We start from the raw sequence: 18,844 nt of genomic DNA on the forward strand, positions 1-18,844 counted from the left end.
ATAACAGGCCCTTATTCGACGCCAAAAAAATGACTGTCTACGATTGACTTGACGGTCACACATTGGCAACAAAGGTCTGCTGCCGATGCAAGGAAGTCGAGAATCATATTTTGGCCCAGAAGTATCTGGGAAACGCGGGTTTTCCATAAATCCGCTGCCCTCCGCCCGCGGAGTTCTGTAAAAAGGTGCCGGTCCCGCCGGCCTATTAGGGACACATTTTCATGTATCGAATCGGAATCGATGTCGGTGGCACGTTCACCGACTTCACACTCGTCAACGAGGCCGACCAGAAGGTTTCGTTCCACAAGGTACCGTCCACGCCGCACGACCCGTCCGAGGCTATCGGCAACGGTATCGCTGGCTTGCTGGATATGCACAAAATCGCGCCGTCGGAAGTCGCTCACATCGGACATGGGACGACCGTCGCGACGAACCTTGTCATCGAACGTAAGGGTGCTCCGACTGGACTGATTACGACGCAGGGATTCCGCGACGTTCTTGAAATTGGTCGCCAGGTGCGCCCTCATCTTTACGATTACGGCGTTGGTAAGCCTGCCCCGATTGTGCCGCGACGCCATCGCGTAGAAGTGGCCGAGCGAATCGACGCCAAGGGCAACGTGCAGACCCCTCTCGACGAAGATGCGGTCCGCGCTGCAGCTGTGTCGTTCAAAGACGCTGGGCTTGAAGCAGTGACGGTGTGCTTCCTTCATGCCTATCGCAATCCGGAGCATGAGCGTCGCGCGGGCGAGATTGTCCGCGAGGTGATGGGTGACGTCTACCTGAGCCTCTCGAGCGATGTGCTGCCCGAGTTTCGTGAATTCGAACGCCTGTCCACCACTGTTCTCAACGCTGCTGTCGGCCCGAAGATGGCGCGTTATCTGGACCGCTTCGTGTCACGCATGGATGAACTCGGCATCCAGGACGAGCCGTTCACGATTCATTCAAACGGCGGTTTGATGTCGATGAAGACGGTGCGCGATTATCCGGTGCGCACCTGCCTTTCAGGGCCCGCTGCTGGTGTAGTTGGCGCCGCAGTCGTAGGCCGCGCAATCGGCTTCCCAAATCTCGTGACCTTCGATGTCGGCGGCACCAGTACCGATGTCTCGCTTGTGTACGACGGCGAGCCGTTGTTCACATCGAGCCGCCAGGTTGCAGGTTATCCGGTGCGCACGCCGATGGTCGATATCCATGTTATCGGCGCGGGCGGTGGGAGCATCGCATGGCGTGACGACGCAGGCTCGCTCAAGGTCGGTCCGCATAGCGCGGGCGCCGTTCCCGGTCCGGTCGCATACTCGCGCGGTGGTGTCGAGCCGACGATTACCGACGCTGAAGTCGCACTGAAGCGCCTGAATCCGGTCACGCTCCTAAATGGCCGTATGAAGGTTGACTACGAAGGCGCATGCCGGGTACTCAACGAGAAAATCGGTGGTCCGCTCGGACTTTCGCTCGAAGAGGCCGCCGAGGGCGTGCTCCGCATCGCCAACGCAAACATGAGCCGCGCCATCCGCTCCGTTTCGACCGAGCGCGGCTACGCGCTGTCGGACTTTGCGCTGTATGCATACGGTGGAGCTGGTCCGTTGCACGCGCTGGACGTCGCCGAAGAATGCGGCATCCCGGTTGTCATCGTTCCGCAAGAGCCGGGCACGATGTGCGCGCGTGGCATCCTGCTCACAGACGTATCGTTTGACTTCGTTCGCAGCCAGATTGAACTGGTCTCGAAAGAGAGCTGGGCGAAAGTCTGCCAAAGCTTCAAATTGCTGGACCAGGACGCTGCGGCATGGTTCGAATCCGAACGTGTTTCGGAGGAGCGTCGGGAAGTGCATCGCGTAGTAGACGCTCGCTATGTCGGTCAAAACTTCGAAGTTCAGGTCGCGATGACCACTGTCGGCGAAGCGGATTTCGATACTTTTGTCGAGCAATTCGCCGCGGCACACATGCGCGAGTATGGTTACAACGTCGCGGGTCGCGAGATTGAAGTAATCAACTGCCGAATGAAGGCAGTCGGTCAGGTGCCGAAAGCCTCGCTGGGCCGGGTGCCTGCAGGAGCAGCGGACGCAGCGCAGACCGGTGAGCGCTCTGTCTTCCACGGTGCCGCGCACGGCTGGAAGGAAACGCCAGTCTACGACCGGGCTCGCCTTGGCAGTGGTGCCCGCATCGAAGGCCCTGCCGTCATCGAAGAGATGAGCTCAACAACCGTAATTGGGCCGGCGCATAGCCTTGTTGTCGATGATTTCGGCAACCTCATCATCCGACTTTCGTGAGCGATTTCATCATGACAAACTCCACAATTGCTTCCCGAGACGAAGCGAAACTGCACGACCCGATTGAGATGGAAGTGTTCATGAATCGGCTTCTGTCGATTACTGAAGACATGAACAACACGCTCGTGCGGGCGTCCTTCTCAACGAACATCAAGGAGCGCAAGGATTGTTCCGTAGGGCTGTTTGACGCGAGCGGCCGCCTGGTTGCTCAAGGAACGCAAATCCCGCTGCATCTGGGCTCTTTGAACGGCGCCATCGAAGCTGTTCTCACGCGCTTCCCCGAAGCGGTCATCGCTCCGGGCGATGTCTTCATCTGCAACGACCCGTATCTCGCAAAGGGCAGCCACCTGCCTGACATCAGCATCGTCACGCCCATCTTTCACGAGAACAAGCTGGTGTTCTTTGCGGCAAACGTGGCGCACCACTCGGACGTGGGCGGCAGCGTGCCTGGCTCAATCTCAGGGAGCGCTCGCACCGTTTTCGAAGAAGGCATTCGCATTCCCGCTACGCGCATTGCAATAGACGGCAAGGTCGTCGAGGAAGTTCTGCAGCTGATTTGCAGCAACACGCGAGACCCGGAAGAACGCAACCTCGATTTGCGCGTGCAGATTGCGTCGAACCAGCGCGGCGTCGATGCAGTCGAACAGCTCATCGGACAGATGGGACTTCCGCGAGTGATTAAGGCAGTCGACGATGTGATTCGTTACACACGTCAGCGCCTCGAGAATCGCATCTCCCAACTCAAACAAGGCAGCTACTCTTTCGAGAACTGGCTTGACGACGACGGCCTGGGCGGTGGCGAGCCAGTAGCCATTCGCGTGAAGGCTACCGTGACGGGAACACGTCTGCACTTTGACTTTGAAGGCTCTGGACCCGAAGCGCGTGGCGCCATGAACTTGCCTGAGAGCGCATTGAACGCGTGTGTCTACTACGCTGTTAAGGCACTTCTGGACCCCGAGCTCCCGCCGAATGCTGGTCTCTTCGAAACCATCACTATCGATGCGCCGCTTGGCACCATCGTGAATCCGCGCCCGCCGGCTGCAGTGGGCGCCCGGTCGATTACTGCGCAGAAAGTGGCTGGCGCAATCTTTGGTGCTTTCCGCGGAGTGTTGCCGCCCGAGCGCGTGATGGGTGCCTGCAATGACGTTTGCCCGGTCATCGTGTTCTCGGGTCAACTCGGCAGCCGTCCCGGCGAGTTTGTTTATCTGGAAAGCATCGGTGGCGGCGCTGGCGCGCGCCTCGATGGCGACGGGATGGACGGCGTACACGTGCACATGACCAACTCTTCGAACCTGCCGGTAGAAGCGATGGAGAACGAGTATCCGTTGCAGGTGACGGAGTACGCGCTGATTAAGGATTCGGGCGGTGCGGGCCGTACGCGTGGCGGATTGGGCATTGCGCGCCAAATTACCGCGCTCGCGGAAGGTCTGATGTTCTCCGCCCGTTCGGACAGCCATCTGGTTGGTGTGCCGGAAGGCGTCGATGGTGGTCACAACGGTCGCCGTGCGCGGCTTATCAAGTTCGCTCCGAATGGCGAGGAAGCTGTATTGGCATCCAAGCCCAGTGCTATCCGCCTGATGCAGGGGGAAAGTATCCGCATGGAGACGTGTGGCGGCGGAGGTTACGGCGCACCGCAAGAGCGGCGGCCGGCTGACCTGGAAAGCGATGTATTGGACGGAAAAGTGTCGCGGGACGCCTCACTGGCTGACTACGGCGTCACTCCCGATATGAACTCCAAGTCGGCACGCGTCTAGGCCATCTTTCAGGGAGGAACAGAACATGAGCACCCCAGTCGATTATTGGCCGCTTATTGGCGTGGTGGTTGTCGCGCTCGGATTCGTTTGTCGCTTCAATCCGATGTTGGTTGTGACTTTTGGTGCCGTGGCAACAGGCTTTGCCGCCAAGATGTCCCCGCACGACATCCTGGCGCAGCTTGGCACTGGCTTCATCAAAGCACGCAACCTGCCTCTGATTACGTTGCTTCCGCTTCCAGTAATCGGGCTGTTGGAACGTCACGGATTGCGTGAATTTGTTCAGCGCGCGATTGTTCGTATCCGGGCGGCAACTGCGGGACGCTTGCTTGTTCTGTACCTCTTTGTTCGTGAACTCTCTGCCGCGCTTGGCCTGGTCAGCCTCGGCGGGCACGCGCAGATGGTCCGGCCGCTTATCGCGCCCATGGCAGAAGGACTGGCAGAGGAACGTCACGGTGACATTGGTGATGCTCGCTATCGAGTTCGGGCGTTCGCTGCCTCGGCCGACAACATCGGCCTGTTCTTCGGCGAAGACGTTTTTGTCGCCTTTGGCGTGGTGTTGTTCATGGAAAACTTCCTGCGCGGTGCCGGCATCGAGGTGAGTCCATTGCATATCGCTGTCGCAGGCATTCCAACAGCCGTCCTCGTATTTTTCTTCCATTCGTTTCGCTTGTACCGATTGGATAACTGGCTGTCCAATCACAACAGCAAACAGCTTGGAGTAAGCAGCGCGCCTGCCACCGATAAAGCGGCACCAGCGCAGACACTCGGAGACAACCGGTCGTGATAATCAAAACTCAATATCTGTACTGGCTCGTCGGTGCCTTGTTGCTTGCGGCAGCAATCATGATTGCGTTCGACAGGCAGCATCCACGCCGTCTCTGGGCTTCCATCTTTTGGGCGGTCCTTGGCGCGATGTTTGTTGTAGGAGACCAACTACCACCGGTCGTGGCCGGGTCCCTGGTCTTGGTGATGACGGCAATTGCCGCATGTGGAGGACTGCGTCATGGGCAGCCTCGACGTCTGTCGCAGGCAGCGCGGGATGCGTCCGTTAGCCGGCTGGGTTCGAAACTACTGATTCCAGCGCTTGCCATTCCCGCTATCACGCTGATTTGTTCGGTCTTCCTTGACCACGCGAAAATTGGCTCGTTGTCTGTCTTCGACCCAAAGAACGTAACGCTCACAGCGCTCGGCCTTAGTTGCGTAGTGGCGCTTGGGCTCGCCTGCTGGCTGACTCGCGAGACCGTCACTCAAGGTTTGCGTCAATCGCGAGAGCTCACCGACGTTATCGGCTGGACGCTGGTGCTCCCGCAAATGCTCGCGATGCTCGGTGCCATGTTCCAGCACACGGGCGTTGGCAAGGCCATCGCGACGCTCGCCGAGGCGTATGCGCCGGTGGACGTACGCTGGATGGCGGTAGTCGTTTATTGCTTCGGGATGGCTGTCTTTTCGGCAATCATGGGCGGCGGATTCGCTTCTTTTCCGCTCATGGCAGGTGGCATTGGCATCCCCGTGCTAATCAATGTTTTCCACGGGAACCCTGCAGTGATTGCCGCGCTCGGCATGTTCTCCGCCTACGCTGGCGTGCTTGTGACGCCAATGGCCGCTCACTTTAACCTCATCCCGTCCGCGTTACTGGAGCTGCCTGACCGGTACGGCGTGATAAAGGCACAGGCTCCGACTGCCCTTTTTGTTCTCATCGCCAATTCTGTGGTCATGTACTACATGATGTAGCAGAGAATTTACGGGTGCTTGCGTTCGCAGGTCACCCGTCATGGTGCGAAAGGGCGTTTGCTACTTCGGTGGCGAGCGCCCTCGCCAGCGAAGAAACGGCGACCGATTCCGGGAAGATGACGGCAAAGCGGGAAGCAAGTTCGCCGTTGAGCGGTCTTGTAACGATATTGCCGTGAGCAAAAATCTCGGCGGTCCATCCTGACACGATGGAGATGCCGAGTCCTTGAGCGACAAGCGCTGCTGCGATGAGCGAGCTTGGTGTTTCTGCGATGACGTTAGGGAAAGCGTTCGCTTTCGATAGCGCCTCATCAATCTGATAACGGACATAGCTGTGTTGTGACAGCAGCACCATCCGCTCTTCGTGCAAATCCTCAAAGCTGACGCTTTTCTGCGATGCCAACCGATGTCCGCGAGGCATGACTACGACCGAACTTCCCGACGGAAGAGGTTCAACAATAACTGAGGCTCGAGACACTGGAAGCTCGACGATGCCCACGTCATATTGACCCGTTGATACCAGCTCGGCAATCTGCCGCGACGGAAGGCTCTGGACCGTTGCGGTGACCGATGGCCGCGACCGCAACAGCATGCTCAATGCTCGTGGGACGACCGTTAGCGAAAGTGCCGGGAGAGTTGCCACTCGCACGGCCCCCGCTCGCTGAAATCGGATGTCCTGCGCAGCCTGCCCAATTCGCTCTGCGCCGATATAAAGCCTTTCGACCTCGCGATAGAGCGTCTGTGCCTCCGCGGTCGGATAAAGTCGCCGCCCCCTTCTCTCAAATAACTTGAAGCCAAGTTGCAGCTCCAGAAGGGCGATGGTCCGGCTGACTGCCGGCTGCGTCACGTTCATCAGACTGGCCGCGCCCACGACCGTGCCGGTAAGCATCACGGCCCGGAACGCCTCGATGTGGCGAAGATTCGGTGCGTTTCTCATATATAACATCTCGGCATATGCAGACGCTCAGTTTTACATATTCTTCATTTTTTGTGTCTACTACGATTCATCCATACAAACCATTTCCATACCCCATATGAGGGTTATCCCTCGAATTCGCCCAAGGACAAGCCAGTGAATACATATCTTAAATTTATAAGTGCTCTTGCCCTCGGCGCGCTTTTGAGCAATGCCAACGCTGACACGACGATGTACGTCGGAGGGTACGGCGGTTCGACAGAGAAGCTGTTCAAAGAAAAGCTCATCCCCGAGTTTGAAAAGAAAGAGGCTGGTGTGAAGGTGGTCTACGTCGCTGGAAACTCGACGGACACCCTCGCGAAGCTTGCTGCCCAGAAAGGGCGTCAAGAACTCTCCGTAGCGGTGATTGACGATGGCCCGATGTACCAGGCCGTTAGCCAAGGCCTTTGCGCGCCTGTGGAACAGGCAGGGACCGTGAAGGACCTCTATCCGCTCGCCAAGATGGCCGGCGACCGTTCTATTGGCATCGGAATGCTTGCCACGGGCCTTGTGTACAACAAGGATGTCTTTGCCAAGAACGGTTGGGCCCCGCCGACCTCGTGGAATGACCTCGCTGACCCGAAGTATCGTGGCAAGGTCGTCATTCCCCCAATCAGCAACGGATACGGCCTTCTGACGTTGCTGATGATGGCGCGAATCAATGGCGGCAGCGAAACGAACGTTGAACCAGGGTTTCAGGCTCTCAGCAAGAAAGTCAGCCCCAATGTTCTCGCATGGGAGCCGTCGCCGGGAAATATGGCGCAGATGCTGCAAACCGGTGAAGCCGCTCTTGGTGTTTGGGGGAATGGACGCGTTCAGGACGTAATAAATCAGGGTGCTCCAGTAGCGTTCGTTTATCCGAAGGAAGGGGCAATTGCGCTGATGAGCGCAGCCTGCCCGGTTGCAGGAGCACCGCAACCAGCGCTCGCACAACGCTTCGTGCAGTTTCTCGTATCCCCTGATGCACAGACAAACTTCGCGACCGTCTCCGGTTGGGGCCCGGTGAACAAGACGGTAACGCTGCCTCCCGCACTCGCAGCAAAGGTGGTTGCTGGACCGGACAAGGTCAAAGCGCTAATTACGCCCAACTACGACGTCGTGAATGCCAAACGTGCTGAATGGACAGCGCGCTGGAATCGTTCGGTCGAGCGCTAATAGGAGGGCGAGCGTGAGTTATTTACAGCTGAACGGCCTGGTTAAACGGTACGGCGACTTTGTAGCGGTCGAAGAATGCACTCTATCCATTGAGCGGGGTGAGTTCGTCTGCCTGCTTGGGCCGTCTGGCTGTGGAAAGACAACGACGTTGCAAATGGTGGCTGGTCTCGTTGCACCTACGTCCGGAAGGATTCTGCTCGATGGCGAGGACATAACGAACGTAAAACCGAGCGCGCGGGGCCTCGGTATCGTCTTCCAGAGCTACGCCCTGTTTCCGCACATGACCGTCGAACAGAACGTCAGTTTCGGTCTTGAGATGCGCCGGGTGTCTTCCGATGAACGGAAGAGGCGGGTGCGAGATGCGCTCGCACTGGTGCATCTTGAGAAGTTTGGTGACCGATATCCCCGTGAACTCTCAGGTGGTCAGCGTCAACGCGTCGCCATGGCGCGTGCACTTGTTATCGAACCTCGCGTGCTTCTCCTCGACGAGCCTATGGGCGCGCTCGATGCGAAATTGCGGGAAGACATGCAGGTGGAGTTGAGGGCACTGCAGCAGCGTCTCGGCATCACCACCGTCATGGTGACCCACGACCAGGCCGAAGCGATGACATTGGCTGACCGCGTTGTCTTGATGAACAAAGGCGCTGTACAGCAGGTCGCGACGCCATTCGATATGTACGAAGCACCCAACGGAAGCTTTGTATCGAAGTTTCTCGGCAAGGCCAACGTCCTTAGCGGCTTTAATGCTGGCGGCGCCGTTGAGCTTGATGGACTCCGCTTGCCTTGCGCGAACAACGCGCCGACAGGCAAAGTCGACTACATCGTGCGACCTGAGAAAATTCGTGAGAGCAACGACGGCGCGTACGTTTCTGGCGAGATTGTCGCGCGCACGTTCCTCGGCAATCACTGGTTGCTGAACGTCCAAACATCGCTTGGTGTCATTCAATACGCGCAGATTAACAGCGGTATTCCTCCCGCAGCCGAAGGGACAAAGGTCGGTCTCTATTGGGAGCAGGAGCATGTGAGCGTCGTCGCGAAAGGTGAAGCCTGATGGACACCGTTCGCAATCGACTACCTTACTGGCTCACAACCCCAGCGTCATTGTTGATGCTGGCGTTCGTTGCGATTCCGCTCGTTCTAACGCTCTCGCAGAGCTTGTTCCAGACGCCGCCGACCGACAGCACGGGCATGACGCTGTATCAGTACACGCAGGTGTTCGGCGACCAATACTATCGCGGCATCTTCACGAGGACTTTTGAACTGTCGGTCGTAGTGACGTTTCTGTGCATCCTAATCGGGGTTCCAGAGGCATATGTTCTCAGTCGTCTTTCACCGCGATGGAGAGCATTGTCGATGTTCGTCGTGCTCGGGCCACTGCTCATGTCCGTTGTCGTACGCACTCTCGGGTGGGCAGTGCTGTTAGGCAATGAAGGGCTGTTTAACTCTCTCTTGTTGAAGCTGGGCCTCGTCGATGCACCGGTGAGGATGATGTTCACCTTCTCCGGCGTTGTTGTGGCGCTCGTCCATGTGCAGGTGCCGTTCATGGTGCTGGCGGTCTGGACCTCTTTGCAGAAGATGGATGTTTCAACTGAAAGCGCAGCTGAAACGTTGGGTGCTTCGTCACTGACCGTGTTGCGCAGAGTCGTTGTGCCGCAAGTGATTCCCGGTGTGCTTTCAGGGGGACTGGTCGTGTTCGCATTGACTGCGAGTGCGTTTGCTACACCAGCAATTATTGGCGGTCGCCGACTCAAGGTCGTTCCAACGACTATCTATGACGAAATATTGAGCAACCTCAACTGGCCGTTGGGCGCAGCAATCGCTGTAGTCCTGATGGCGGCGGTTTTGCTCATTTCTGTTGGTGTTGGCCGGTACATCGAACGTCGCTACAGGCAGGTGTTCTGATGAGAAAATTGCCTCCGTACCTTCTTGTGTTTCACGGGTTGTTCGCCTGCTTTATGCTCGCGCCACTCGTCGTAGTCGTGCTCGTCTCTTTCACAGACAAAGGGTACGTCGCGATGCCATTTTCTGGCGCATCGCTGCGTTGGTATCGCGCAATACTCGATGCGCCTGACTTTATCGCGGCATTTGAACGAAGCGTCGGCCTCGCCGCTAGTGCGGCAACAATCGCAACACTGTTAGCTGTACCCGCAGGACTTGCGATTGCATGGTTCCGGTTCTGGGGACGCGACGCAATCATGAGCCTGCTCCTCGCGCCTCTCATGGTGCCGAACGTAGTGTTGGGCATTGCGCTCCTGCGCTTCTTTTCCCAACTGAAGGTTTCGGGCTCGATGTCGACGCTGCTCTTGGGGCATGTCCTCGTCATTTTGCCCTATGCGTTGCGACTCGTCGTCGCTTCAGCGGCGGGATTCGACCGTTCGGTAACGTATGCGGCGCAGACCTTAGGTGCATCCGGATGGACCGCGTTTCGTCGCGTTGAGCTTCCCCTGATTATGTCCGGCGTTGCAGGTGGTTGGTTGATTGCGTTCGTCACAAGCTTCGACGAATTGACCATGTCCATCTTTGTCAGCTCTGCAGCGACCGAGACCCTTCCGGTCAAGATGTACAACTACATCGCCAATACCATCGACCCCCTTCTGGCGTCGGTATCCACGGTTCTTATTGCAATGACGCTGTTGCTGTTAATCGCGCTCGACCGCCTGTTTGGGCTCGACCGCGTTCTTTCGGGAAAAACATGAAAACCGACTCTTCAAATGACGTACTGGTCATCGGCGGAGGTGTAAGTGGCATGTCTGTTGCCTACGGTCTGGCGCGAGCTGGGAAGCGGGTAACTGTGATGGACCAGGGCGACGATGTCTTTCGCGCTACTCGAGGAAACTTTGGCTTGGTATGGGTGCAAGGGAAGGGCGCTGCGAAGCCAGAGTACGCAAGATGGAGTCTGTCATCTGCCGCGCTGTGGCCGGAGTTTGCCGCAGAGTTGACCCAGCGGTCAGGCGTTGAGGTGCAGCTCTCGCAAGTCGGCGGAATGCGCATGAGTTTCAGCGAGAGCGAACTGACTCGCTGGGCAGGCGACATGGATCGGATTCGCGATTCGTTGGGCGTCGATTACCCCTACGAACGCCTTAGCGCGGCAGAGGTACGAGCACGTATTCCGGAAGTCGGCCCCGAAGTCGCCGGGGCAATTTTCTCGCCTCTGGATGGACACGTGAGCCCGCTGAGACTTCTTCGTTCGCTGGTTCAAGGCTTCACGAATCTCGGTGGCAAGTTGACCACCGGTGCCAGCGTAGAAGCAATCGACTATCGCGCAGGCGAATTCCAGGTCCGAACGCAGAAAGGCCTGTTTTCGGCAGGCCGCATTGTCCTTGCAGCCGGCTTGGGCAATCGCACATTGGCGCCTATGGTTGGCCTGCATGCGCCCGTCGAACCTGTACGCGGTCAAATCCTTGTGACCGAGAGGATGCAGCCGTTCCTTCGGTACCCTACGCTGCACGTGCGCCAGACGGGCGAAGGCGTGATTCAGATTGGCGACTCGAAAGAAGACGTTGGTTTCAATGACGCAACGACCGTCAAGGAGCTTGGGCGGATTGCAAGGAACGCGGAGCGATATTTCCCGCTTCTCAAGACCGTCAATGTGGTTCGTGCGTGGGGAGCCTTGCGCGTCATGACGTCGGATGGCTATCCGATATACGACGTGTCGGAAAAGTGCCCGGGAGCGTATCTCGTTACTTGCCACAGCGGAATCACCTTGGCCGCACATCATGCCGGCGCCATATCAGACTGGATATGCGGCGCAACGGAGCCCGACGGCATTCAATCTTTCAGAGCAAATCGTTTCCATGTTCAGACCTCTACAAACTGAAAAGCCACGGCGAGCCGTCACACTGACCGTTGAGGGCCGAACTATTGAAGCGCGTGAGGGCGACACACTCGCGCTCGCGTTGCTCGATTCCGGTATCGACCATACTCGCACGACACCTGTTTCCAATTCGCCGAGAGCGCCGCTTTGCCTCATGGGCGTCTGCTTCGAGTGTCTCGTCGAGGTCGATGGCCAGCCAAATGTCCAGGCATGCATGCTTGAAGTCAGGGAAGGTATGGATGTGCGCCTGCAAAACGGTGCTCGTCGCGCAGGAGACGTGAAATGACGCATGACCTGATAGTGATTGGCGCCGGCCCTGCAGGAATGGCGGCCGCCGCTACCGCCAGCGAACTGGGATTGAAAGTCGCGCTTGTCGACGAGCAGCCTCGACCTGGTGGGCAGATTTATCGGAACGTCGGCGTAGTCGACTCTACGGTCAAGACACTCCTGGGGCCAGACTATGTCGCAGGTGGCGCGCTGGTGACCCGGCTGAACAAGACCGCGGTTGATGTTCGGTCAGGCGCATTGGTCTGGGACGTCGACCAGAAGCGAAACGTCACCGTGAATATGAACGGCCGGTCCGAGCGCCTTCAGGCGCCGCACCTGCTTATCGCAACCGGTGCGCAGGAGCGACCATCGCCCGTTCCGGGCTGGACGCTGCCCGGTGTGCTGAACGCGGGTGCCGCTCAAATCGCACTTAAGTCGGGTCCTTCGGTTCCGGACGGACGGATTGTTCTCGTGGGTGCCGGCCCGTTGCTGCTTCTCGTCGGTTGCCAGTTGCTTGCCGCTGGTGCGAACTTGGTCGCAATCGTCGAGACTGCGCCGAACGAAAACCGCACGCGCGCGATGCGGCATTTTCCTGCTGCGCTCCGAGCCCCCAAGCCGCTTTTCAAAGGGCTGCGCATGCTGGCAAAGCTGCGCTCAGCCGGCATACCTTGGTACAAGAGTGTGACCGCTGTCTCGATTGAGGGTGAACATCGCGTGCGTGAGGTGCATTTCAAGCATCGCGGACAGGACGTCGTGTTGAAAGCAGACGTCGCGCTCCTCCATCACGGTGTTGTCCCAAACTCGCAGCTTACGCGCTTGTTAGGGTTGGAGCATAAGTGGAGCGACACACAACTCGCCTGGATTCCCGCTCGGGATAGCTGGGGAAAGAGTGCCCTTGAAGGTGTGTGGATTGCCGGCGACGGTGGCGGCATTGACGGCGCGCGCGCTGCGGAGGCGACGGGCACACTCGCGGCACTGGGCGTTGCTCATGCATTAGGCCGCATTGATGCCAATGAGCGCGATAAGCAGGCTTCGCCTTGGACCAAACGGCTGAAGAGCGAGCGTGCCGTTCGTCCGTTCCTTGATGCGCTCTATCGACCGCCCGCATGGATTGGCTCGCCGCCCGACGAGACGCTCGTCTGCCGTTGCGAAGAAGTGGACGCCGGCCGGGTGCGCGAAATGGCAACACTCGGCTGTGCAGGCCCGAATCAGACCAAATTCTTCAGTCGGTGCGGTATGGGTCCCTGCCAGGGACGCATGTGCGGTATCACCGTGACGCAGATTTTGGCCGAGGCTCGCGGTGTCGCACCGCAAGACATCGGAGCTTATCGCGTCCGGGCACCAATTAAACCCATCCCGCTACATTCACTCGCAGCGCTTGATGTCAGCACTAGCGAAGCAACAATCAATGAGGACGCTTCGGAATGACCACTGAAATCGAAAGAATTGAGACCAACGCTCGGATGAGCAAGATTGTTCGTCATGAGGGCATCGTGTATCTCTGCGGCCAAACCGCCAAGGGAGCTGGAGCAGGTGACATTGCCGCTCAGACGCGCGAAGTGCTTTCTCGAGTCGACGCACTGCTCGAAAAGGCAGGAACCGACCGTTCAAGAATCTTGACGACGACGATTTACCTGCGAAATATCCGCGATTTCGCAGGGATGAATGAGGTTTGGGAGGCGTGGATGCCGAACGGCGCAGCGCCGGCACGCTCCACCGTCCAGGCGCACCTGGCCTCGGAGGAGCTGCTAGTCGAAATGACAGTTACGGCTGCCGCTGGGTAACCGGTACGTCGCAACAGGCTTAGTTTTTGCCGCTCGTTCCGGAACGCGTCTCGCGTTTGCGGCGCGGGCCGGCAAAGCCTGACTTCAAAACTGTAACCCCATGAACCGGTTATTCGGTTGATTCCGTAGAGGCTTTACGTGCTGTACACATATTGGGAAGTCGTACAACGGCCGTTCTTTGCACCAAGAACCGTCCGGCATTCGCGAAGCGGTTTGCCTTCCCCGATTCTGAACCTTGAGTTGTTTGAGTCCGTATTAGGTGAACTGGTTTGGCTGGAAAGCCAGCTGGACGAAGAAGCTTGGCTCGATGCGACATACCCGCAACTAAAAACAACGCGCCCCATTTGTTATTCATGGCGCCAAACGCAGAACACGCACTAGCTGGAAGGGGCCGAGGACGGACTGCCGGTCCGGCTCAGAGAGTGAGCAGATACCCGGCATGTGAAGCACTCTTCGCATACTGAATGTCCAACGCCTGGAACTCCGCTTCGATGTCGGCGTTGAGATTTCCAGATGCTTCCTTACCGGTGTAGTCCTTGATGTTCGAAGAAAGGAAGACAATCCTCGCTACCACCCCAGCTTCACGTAACTGGCGCACCGCAGCAAGGTACGTCTCCGTGACGACGCAGTCTTTCATTGAATCCTTGCCCTTCTGGGCTGGCGTGCGAAGTTGACTCATTCTTGACCACGCAAGCCCCGGCACCTCCTGCGCCTGTGGTATCACGGTCGACGCGCCCATCCACCTGTCGACAGCATCACGCGCGCGCTCTGCATGACCACTCAGATAGCTGATATCGATGCCAGTTCCGGTACCGAACGCCTGCGCTATCGCTCCAATGCGCGTGGCACGTCCGACAAAGGCATCCATCGCTCTGGCAGCTTCGTCTGCGACATGACCGAGATGGTCGTTGAGTTCGAGCGTGACCTGATGAGCAACGAGGCCGCGTGTTCTTTCGCCTTCCATCGCGTCAATAAGCCGCAGTGCCGCTTCCACGTCGGTTGGGCGAACGGAGTCGCGCGTCGGGTCTCGCATGATGTCGAGAATGGAGCAGGTGTCTGCACACAAGACCGGAACGCCAGACGCTACCGTGCTGTCGATGTACGCCGCGTCGAACGCCATCATCTATGGTCGTCGTAGAACGAAAGGAGCTCCTGCGCAGATTCGAACTCTGACGCAAGGCTGTCAGCAACATCTTCCGGCCAGAGCTCAGCCTTTACCAACCATGCCGCCAGCCGGCTCGGGGTGAGTTCCTCAGACCCAGACCGATGTTCCTCGATAAGGAAGGTCATCCATCGATTTCGGTCGAGCGGATGACTGGCCGCGTACGATTTATTGGCGGCGAAGCTAAATTGCATGAGCGCTTCGGCTGATTCAGGGCTGGTCCAGTTCAGAGGACTTTGATATTCCTTCGACAACTGGATATCGATGTCATTCGGTTCAACCACAGCGGTCACAACGCGGCGCACAAAGTCTCGCAGAACGAGGTTGTACTCGTGTTCGCTGAGTGACGACTTCACAGTCGGCACGATATTCGTGACCTTGTAGGTAAATTCACTATCAGGGAACAGCATGACTGTGGCTGCGTGGACTCCGTCGCTTTCGGCGCGCCGGAAGACAATCATCGTCTCCCCTTGGCTCGCTGCAGTCCGACGGAGGCGCTCCTCCACCTCAGTATCGCGTTGCCAGGGCCAAGCTGCAGTTTGCACAAGCCCATCTCGCAACGCGGCGACGCCGCCGTTGCTGCGTATTACGAGGTCTTGAAAAACCTCAATGTCCGGGTAGTTTTCCAATTCATGGTCCTTTTTTTGCCGCCGTTGGTCCCCCACCGCGCTGGCAATGAGGGCTCCGCGTCGAAAGCGTAGTACACGTCTACATTCTATAGTCCGGCAGGCATCGTCGGGCACGAACGGCAAATTGCCGCGCAGCCTAACGGCGCTTCCTTGCAGCGATGGGGCCACGTCTCTTTAAGTCTGCGCTTGGATTCAGTTCCGCAAGCAAAGTGAAAAGCTCTTTGGCGACATCGACGACGCTTGGCTGCTTCGTCGTCAACTTCCGCTCGTGAACACTCTCGGTTCCGTCACCCGCATGCACTGTCATCCTGAGGACTCGCCCTCGTACGTGACATACGAATCCGGCCTCGGGCACAGCACCACCTTGGCCGGCCATGGCGCGCTCGACAACGATGACCAGCTCCGATGGCGCTTTAGGAGCCTCAACGGGCTCTGTCTAGCTTGGCGAGCGAATCGCAGTCGCTTCGCTGAATTCAGCGGACGATTCGCTCTTTGATAGTCGGCCAGCAGGCTACTACCTGTTGCTTAAAGCGACCATGTAGAACTGACGGCAGCTTTGTCATGGCAAGACGCGCCGAACGTTGTTGCTTGCTATCTCATCGATGACGCGAAACGCTGAAGCGATTGTCTGTAGGTCTTTTCCCTCAACGCCCGATTCCACAAAATGAGTGCGCCAGTTGCGCACGACTTCCCAGACTTCCGAAACGATTTCAGCGGCTGCTTGCTGGGACAGACCGAATGCGCGATGCTCGGTCAGTGCGTTATCTAGTGTCGCGAGCCTCCCCTGCGTGCCTACGCCTAGGTGGAGATACCGCTCACTCGAGATACTAGGTCGCGGTACAACGTCGTACAGAGGACTCAGCCGCCATCCACCGATTGCTTCGTCCCATATGAAGGCGTGGTTTCGCAGGTGGTCGTCATCACACGTCGTGAGAATATTGAAAATCATCCTCCGATACAACTCATGCATGTCGTTTCGAACGACGGCGGCATGGCAGTAATGGAGCATCATCTCCGCCAAGTTGGAGTACTTCACGTTTCGAGACTCAGACTCATCGCAACCCATTAGACTAAGCGCGCTGATGAATGGGGTACGGTGTTCTATTCATCCGCCTCCCGGAACGCTCGACATCCGGCTTCCTTCATCGAGCCTTGCATCGCCTGAATGTTTCCAGAAACGGTCGAAGCGGCGAATCAGCATCAATTGCCGTTCACCGAGACGCGAGGTCTTCACGTCGGGAACACGGATACCTGCTTTCGCAGCCATTTTTAGAGTCGCGCATTCGATACTGGGTATTGCGAATCTGTCTCCTCGACTTGAAAATTTCGCAAGCCAAAGAATGCCTTTCTCGTCGCGAATAGACGCCTTAGGTCGCGCACCGCCGAGACCGACGCCTTGTGCAAAAATGTCCCGTTGTTTGCCGGAGACGGGCAAACCTTCTTCTACGAGCTCCGCTGCCTGTGCGAGGTTCTGGAGATTCGACCAATGGTCGCGTTGCTCAGAAGGAAGGTCATCGTCAGTTTGTCGGACATCAATCATTCCCACCCGTTCGCTACCTGCATGCAAGACGTACTGCGATTCTGGAAGGCCGTTCAACTCCCCGCCGAGTTTCGACTCGATTACGCGGCGTCCCCAAGCATCCGGCGTCGCATCCCGCAGCGCGCCAAAATACGGTAATCCATTTTTCGGTGCCAACAAGTTATTCGTCGGGCCGGGCGTTTCTGAGAAGGATAGGTCGACTGGGTCAAGCGCTGTAGAACGTTCGCCACGGCGATAAAATTCGTTGTATTCGAATAGCGAGGTCCGGAGTTCACCAAGCTCTTCTCTTAAGATGAGCTGACCGCAAATCTCCCAACGCCCGCCGATATGTGCGAACACAGCTAGCTCTGTGTTGTTCGTTGTCATGGTTGTCTTCCACACCAGTTCTAGAGCTATGCTCTCATTTCAGAGAGGGCATGCCTCTTCAGCCTTTGTGCCTTCTCCGCGAAGAGGTCTTTTTCAGTCCAGCCACAGGTCCCTTTTTCGTACGCACCTTGCTAGTCGCCAAGTCTGCCCGGCGATTCACCTTCCCAAGCAAAGTAAATAATGCGTCGGCGACATCGACTACAGTCGGCTGCTTCGTCGTCAACTTCATCTCGTGACTGATTTCAGCACCGTCACTAGCGTGCACGGTCGTCGCGAGAATCCGCCCCCGTAAATGACACACGAATCCAGCTTCGGGCACAGTACCTTCTTGGCCAGCTACGGCGCGCTCGACAACAATGACCATGGACGCTAGCGCGGGCGGAGCTTCGACGGGCTGCGTATAGCCGGGGGCGCGAATTGCAATCAACGCGCGTCGCCACAGTGGACGGCGCGGGTCGAGTGCCGCTGAGCAGGTGTAGATTGGCTTCGCCAGCGATAGCTCTTCGCGCGTATCAGCATCCCAGACCACTACGGCTGTGCGAGAAAATTCTGAAGCCCATCCTTTTGCATATGCTCGGAGTTGCTTGTAGTCACGGTCGTCGTCCAGCAAGTCCACGGGGGCTCGGTCCTCAAGCGCGGCGCATGCCTGCGTCAGAAAATCAAGCCGCATAGCGGGCGGCGCAGGTACGATTACTTTTGCGATTTTCCAGAGACGGTCAAGACACAAGGCGGAATTGCAGAGAATTGCTGGATAGACTTTCCGACTATCGACGTCAAGTGCGAAAATGGACCCATCGCTTACCAAGGCCTCCATTCGTGTGGCGCTTATTCCGAGCTGCTTACGCAAGCTTTCTTCGGAAATCAACGCTCCGCTCTTAACCAAGTCGGCGTGCGGGTCGGTCTCAGAATCGAGCTTGGCTTTTTTATCGTTTTGATTCTTTTGACGGTGGACCGGAGCGTTGTCGGAAGCAGCTTCATTTACCGCTTCAGAGTCTCGGGCGCCAAGCCGGGTCGCAAGGTAGAGTTCCGCTGCGCTCAAGGCTGCAAAGTCAGGGACCGCACCGCTGCCGTCGAGAAGTCGGCGTACTGCCGTCAAATGCTCTCGTGGTACAAGCACCCACTCCGAATCTAAAGCAGCGGCGAGGCTGTTTAGCGTCGAGATGGCGACATCATGCTCACTTCTCAGCGTCTCTTTGAGCTGGTCCGGGGTCATGTCGGCGCGCTTAGCTAGGTCTTCCACGATGATGCCGCGCTGGAAGATGAGAGCATCGACTTGCTTGAAGAAAGGTAAGCGCGAATTAACGCACACCACAATGAGCCGGCGCGTAGGGCTAGATCATGCAGGAACCAAAACGTCGCGCGGCTTGGCAACGTTGAACGGCAACAGATCGCTGATATCGGCATCCGCTGCACGCTGCGGTAGTTCGGT

The 18,844-nt window shown here is 57.6% G+C and carries 16 protein-coding genes and 1 pseudogene; 12 read left to right on the forward strand and 5 right to left on the reverse strand.

Annotation, left to right across the window (positions count from 1 at the left end):
- Positions 1-221: 221 nt before the first annotated feature.
- From AWB64_RS06280 to AWB64_RS06295, 4 genes are read left to right on the forward strand one after another with little or no spacing between them, the layout of a single operon-like run.
- Complete coding sequence (locus AWB64_RS06280) at positions 222-2,261, forward strand: hydantoinase/oxoprolinase family protein (RefSeq protein WP_060817718.1); 2,040 nt, start codon at positions 222-224, stop codon at positions 2,259-2,261.
- 11 nt (positions 2,262-2,272) lie between these two features.
- Positions 2,273-4,015, forward strand: a complete 1,743-nt coding sequence (locus AWB64_RS06285) for a hydantoinase B/oxoprolinase family protein (RefSeq protein WP_060817802.1) — start codon at positions 2,273-2,275, stop codon at positions 4,013-4,015.
- A gap of 25 nt (positions 4,016-4,040) precedes the next feature.
- Complete coding sequence (locus AWB64_RS06290) at positions 4,041-4,799, forward strand: DUF969 domain-containing protein (RefSeq protein ID WP_060817719.1); 759 nt, start codon at positions 4,041-4,043, stop codon at positions 4,797-4,799.
- On the forward strand, positions 4,796-5,746 hold the full coding sequence (locus tag AWB64_RS06295) for a DUF979 domain-containing protein (RefSeq protein WP_060817720.1): 951 nt from the start codon (positions 4,796-4,798) through the stop codon (positions 5,744-5,746). Before AWB64_RS06290 ends, AWB64_RS06295 begins: the two co-directional genes overlap by 4 nt.
- Positions 5,747-5,777: 31 nt before the next feature.
- Here the strand turns inward: AWB64_RS06295 and AWB64_RS06300 are convergent, their stop codons facing one another.
- Positions 5,778-6,680, reverse strand: a complete 903-nt coding sequence (locus AWB64_RS06300) for a LysR substrate-binding domain-containing protein (protein WP_060817803.1) — start codon at positions 6,678-6,680, stop codon at positions 5,778-5,780.
- A gap of 135 nt (positions 6,681-6,815) precedes the next feature.
- Here AWB64_RS06300 and AWB64_RS06305 point away from each other — a divergent pair, with 135 nt between their 5' ends.
- The 8 genes from AWB64_RS06305 to AWB64_RS06340 are packed head-to-tail and all read left to right on the forward strand — an operon-like array spanning position 6,816 to position 13,718.
- Positions 6,816-7,853 (forward strand): ABC transporter substrate-binding protein, encoded by a 1,038-nt coding sequence (locus AWB64_RS06305; protein WP_341845194.1) that lies wholly within the window; start codon positions 6,816-6,818, stop codon positions 7,851-7,853.
- Positions 7,854-7,866: 13 nt separating this feature from the next.
- Complete coding sequence (locus tag AWB64_RS06310) at positions 7,867-8,904, forward strand: ABC transporter ATP-binding protein (RefSeq protein ID WP_060817721.1); 1,038 nt, start codon at positions 7,867-7,869, stop codon at positions 8,902-8,904.
- Positions 8,904-9,755 (forward strand): ABC transporter permease, encoded by an 852-nt coding sequence (locus AWB64_RS06315; RefSeq protein ID WP_060817722.1) that lies wholly within the window; start codon positions 8,904-8,906, stop codon positions 9,753-9,755. Before AWB64_RS06310 ends, AWB64_RS06315 begins: the two co-directional genes overlap by 1 nt.
- Positions 9,755-10,549 (forward strand): ABC transporter permease, encoded by a 795-nt coding sequence (locus tag AWB64_RS06320; RefSeq protein ID WP_060817723.1) that lies wholly within the window; start codon positions 9,755-9,757, stop codon positions 10,547-10,549. The genes AWB64_RS06315 and AWB64_RS06320 overlap by 1 nt, the downstream gene beginning before the upstream one ends.
- Positions 10,459-11,670, forward strand: coding sequence for an NAD(P)/FAD-dependent oxidoreductase (locus AWB64_RS06325; protein WP_341845197.1), 1,212 nt, complete (start codon positions 10,459-10,461; stop codon positions 11,668-11,670). Before AWB64_RS06320 ends, AWB64_RS06325 begins: the two co-directional genes overlap by 91 nt.
- Positions 11,648-11,953: a (2Fe-2S)-binding protein gene (locus tag AWB64_RS30795; RefSeq protein WP_075643246.1), complete on the forward strand. Its 306-nt coding sequence runs from the start codon at positions 11,648-11,650 to the stop codon at positions 11,951-11,953. Before AWB64_RS06325 ends, AWB64_RS30795 begins: the two co-directional genes overlap by 23 nt.
- Positions 11,950-13,362: an FAD-dependent oxidoreductase gene (locus tag AWB64_RS06335; protein ID WP_060817726.1), complete on the forward strand. Its 1,413-nt coding sequence runs from the start codon at positions 11,950-11,952 to the stop codon at positions 13,360-13,362. The genes AWB64_RS30795 and AWB64_RS06335 overlap by 4 nt, the downstream gene beginning before the upstream one ends.
- Positions 13,359-13,718, forward strand: coding sequence for a RidA family protein (locus tag AWB64_RS06340; RefSeq protein WP_060817727.1), 360 nt, complete (start codon positions 13,359-13,361; stop codon positions 13,716-13,718). The genes AWB64_RS06335 and AWB64_RS06340 overlap by 4 nt, the downstream gene beginning before the upstream one ends.
- 415 nt (positions 13,719-14,133) lie before the next feature.
- On the opposite strand, the gene AWB64_RS06345 is transcribed toward AWB64_RS06340, so the two are convergent.
- The 4 genes and pseudogenes from AWB64_RS06345 to AWB64_RS06365 all read right to left on the reverse strand — a co-directional run bounded on the left by AWB64_RS06345 (position 14,134) and on the right by AWB64_RS06365 (position 18,724).
- Positions 14,134-14,841 (reverse strand): hypothetical protein, encoded by a 708-nt coding sequence (locus AWB64_RS06345; RefSeq protein ID WP_060817728.1) that lies wholly within the window; start codon positions 14,839-14,841, stop codon positions 14,134-14,136.
- Complete coding sequence (locus tag AWB64_RS06350; RefSeq protein WP_063493168.1) at positions 14,838-15,509, reverse strand: hypothetical protein; 672 nt, start codon at positions 15,507-15,509, stop codon at positions 14,838-14,840. Before AWB64_RS06350 ends, AWB64_RS06345 begins: the two co-directional genes overlap by 4 nt.
- A gap of 559 nt (positions 15,510-16,068) precedes the next feature.
- A pseudogene (locus tag AWB64_RS32190) lies at positions 16,069-17,415 on the reverse strand (type II toxin-antitoxin system HipA family toxin).
- Positions 17,416-17,473: 58 nt separating this feature from the next.
- Positions 17,474-18,724 (reverse strand): hypothetical protein, encoded by a 1,251-nt coding sequence (locus AWB64_RS06365; protein WP_060817732.1) that lies wholly within the window; start codon positions 18,722-18,724, stop codon positions 17,474-17,476.
- Positions 18,725-18,844: the final 120 nt, after the last annotated feature.

Origin of the sequence: Caballeronia sordidicola, from assembly GCF_001544455.2 — a bacterium.
Taxonomy (GTDB): Bacteria; Pseudomonadota; Gammaproteobacteria; order Burkholderiales; family Burkholderiaceae; genus Caballeronia; species Caballeronia sordidicola.

Bases quoted from the DNA above. Each gene is read 5' to 3' on its own strand.
- AWB64_RS06285 (WP_060817802.1), top strand. From the start codon at position 2,273: ATGACAAACTCCACAATTGCTTCCCGAGACGAAGCGAAACTGCACGAC.
- AWB64_RS06280 (WP_060817718.1), top strand. From the start codon at position 222: ATGTATCGAATCGGAATCGATGTCGGTGGCACGTTCACCGACTTCACA.
- AWB64_RS30795 (WP_075643246.1), top strand. From the start codon at position 11,648: ATGTTCAGACCTCTACAAACTGAAAAGCCACGGCGAGCCGTCACACTG.
- AWB64_RS06335 (WP_060817726.1), top strand. From the start codon at position 11,950: ATGACGCATGACCTGATAGTGATTGGCGCCGGCCCTGCAGGAATGGCG.
- AWB64_RS06300 (WP_060817803.1), bottom strand. From the start codon at position 6,680: ATGAGAAACGCACCGAATCTTCGCCACATCGAGGCGTTCCGGGCCGTG.
- AWB64_RS06290 (WP_060817719.1), top strand. From the start codon at position 4,041: ATGAGCACCCCAGTCGATTATTGGCCGCTTATTGGCGTGGTGGTTGTC.
- AWB64_RS06315 (WP_060817722.1), top strand. From the start codon at position 8,904: ATGGACACCGTTCGCAATCGACTACCTTACTGGCTCACAACCCCAGCG.
- AWB64_RS06340 (WP_060817727.1), top strand. From the start codon at position 13,359: ATGACCACTGAAATCGAAAGAATTGAGACCAACGCTCGGATGAGCAAG.
- AWB64_RS06320 (WP_060817723.1), top strand. From the start codon at position 9,755: ATGAGAAAATTGCCTCCGTACCTTCTTGTGTTTCACGGGTTGTTCGCC.
- AWB64_RS06345 (WP_060817728.1), bottom strand. From the start codon at position 14,841: ATGATGGCGTTCGACGCGGCGTACATCGACAGCACGGTAGCGTCTGGC.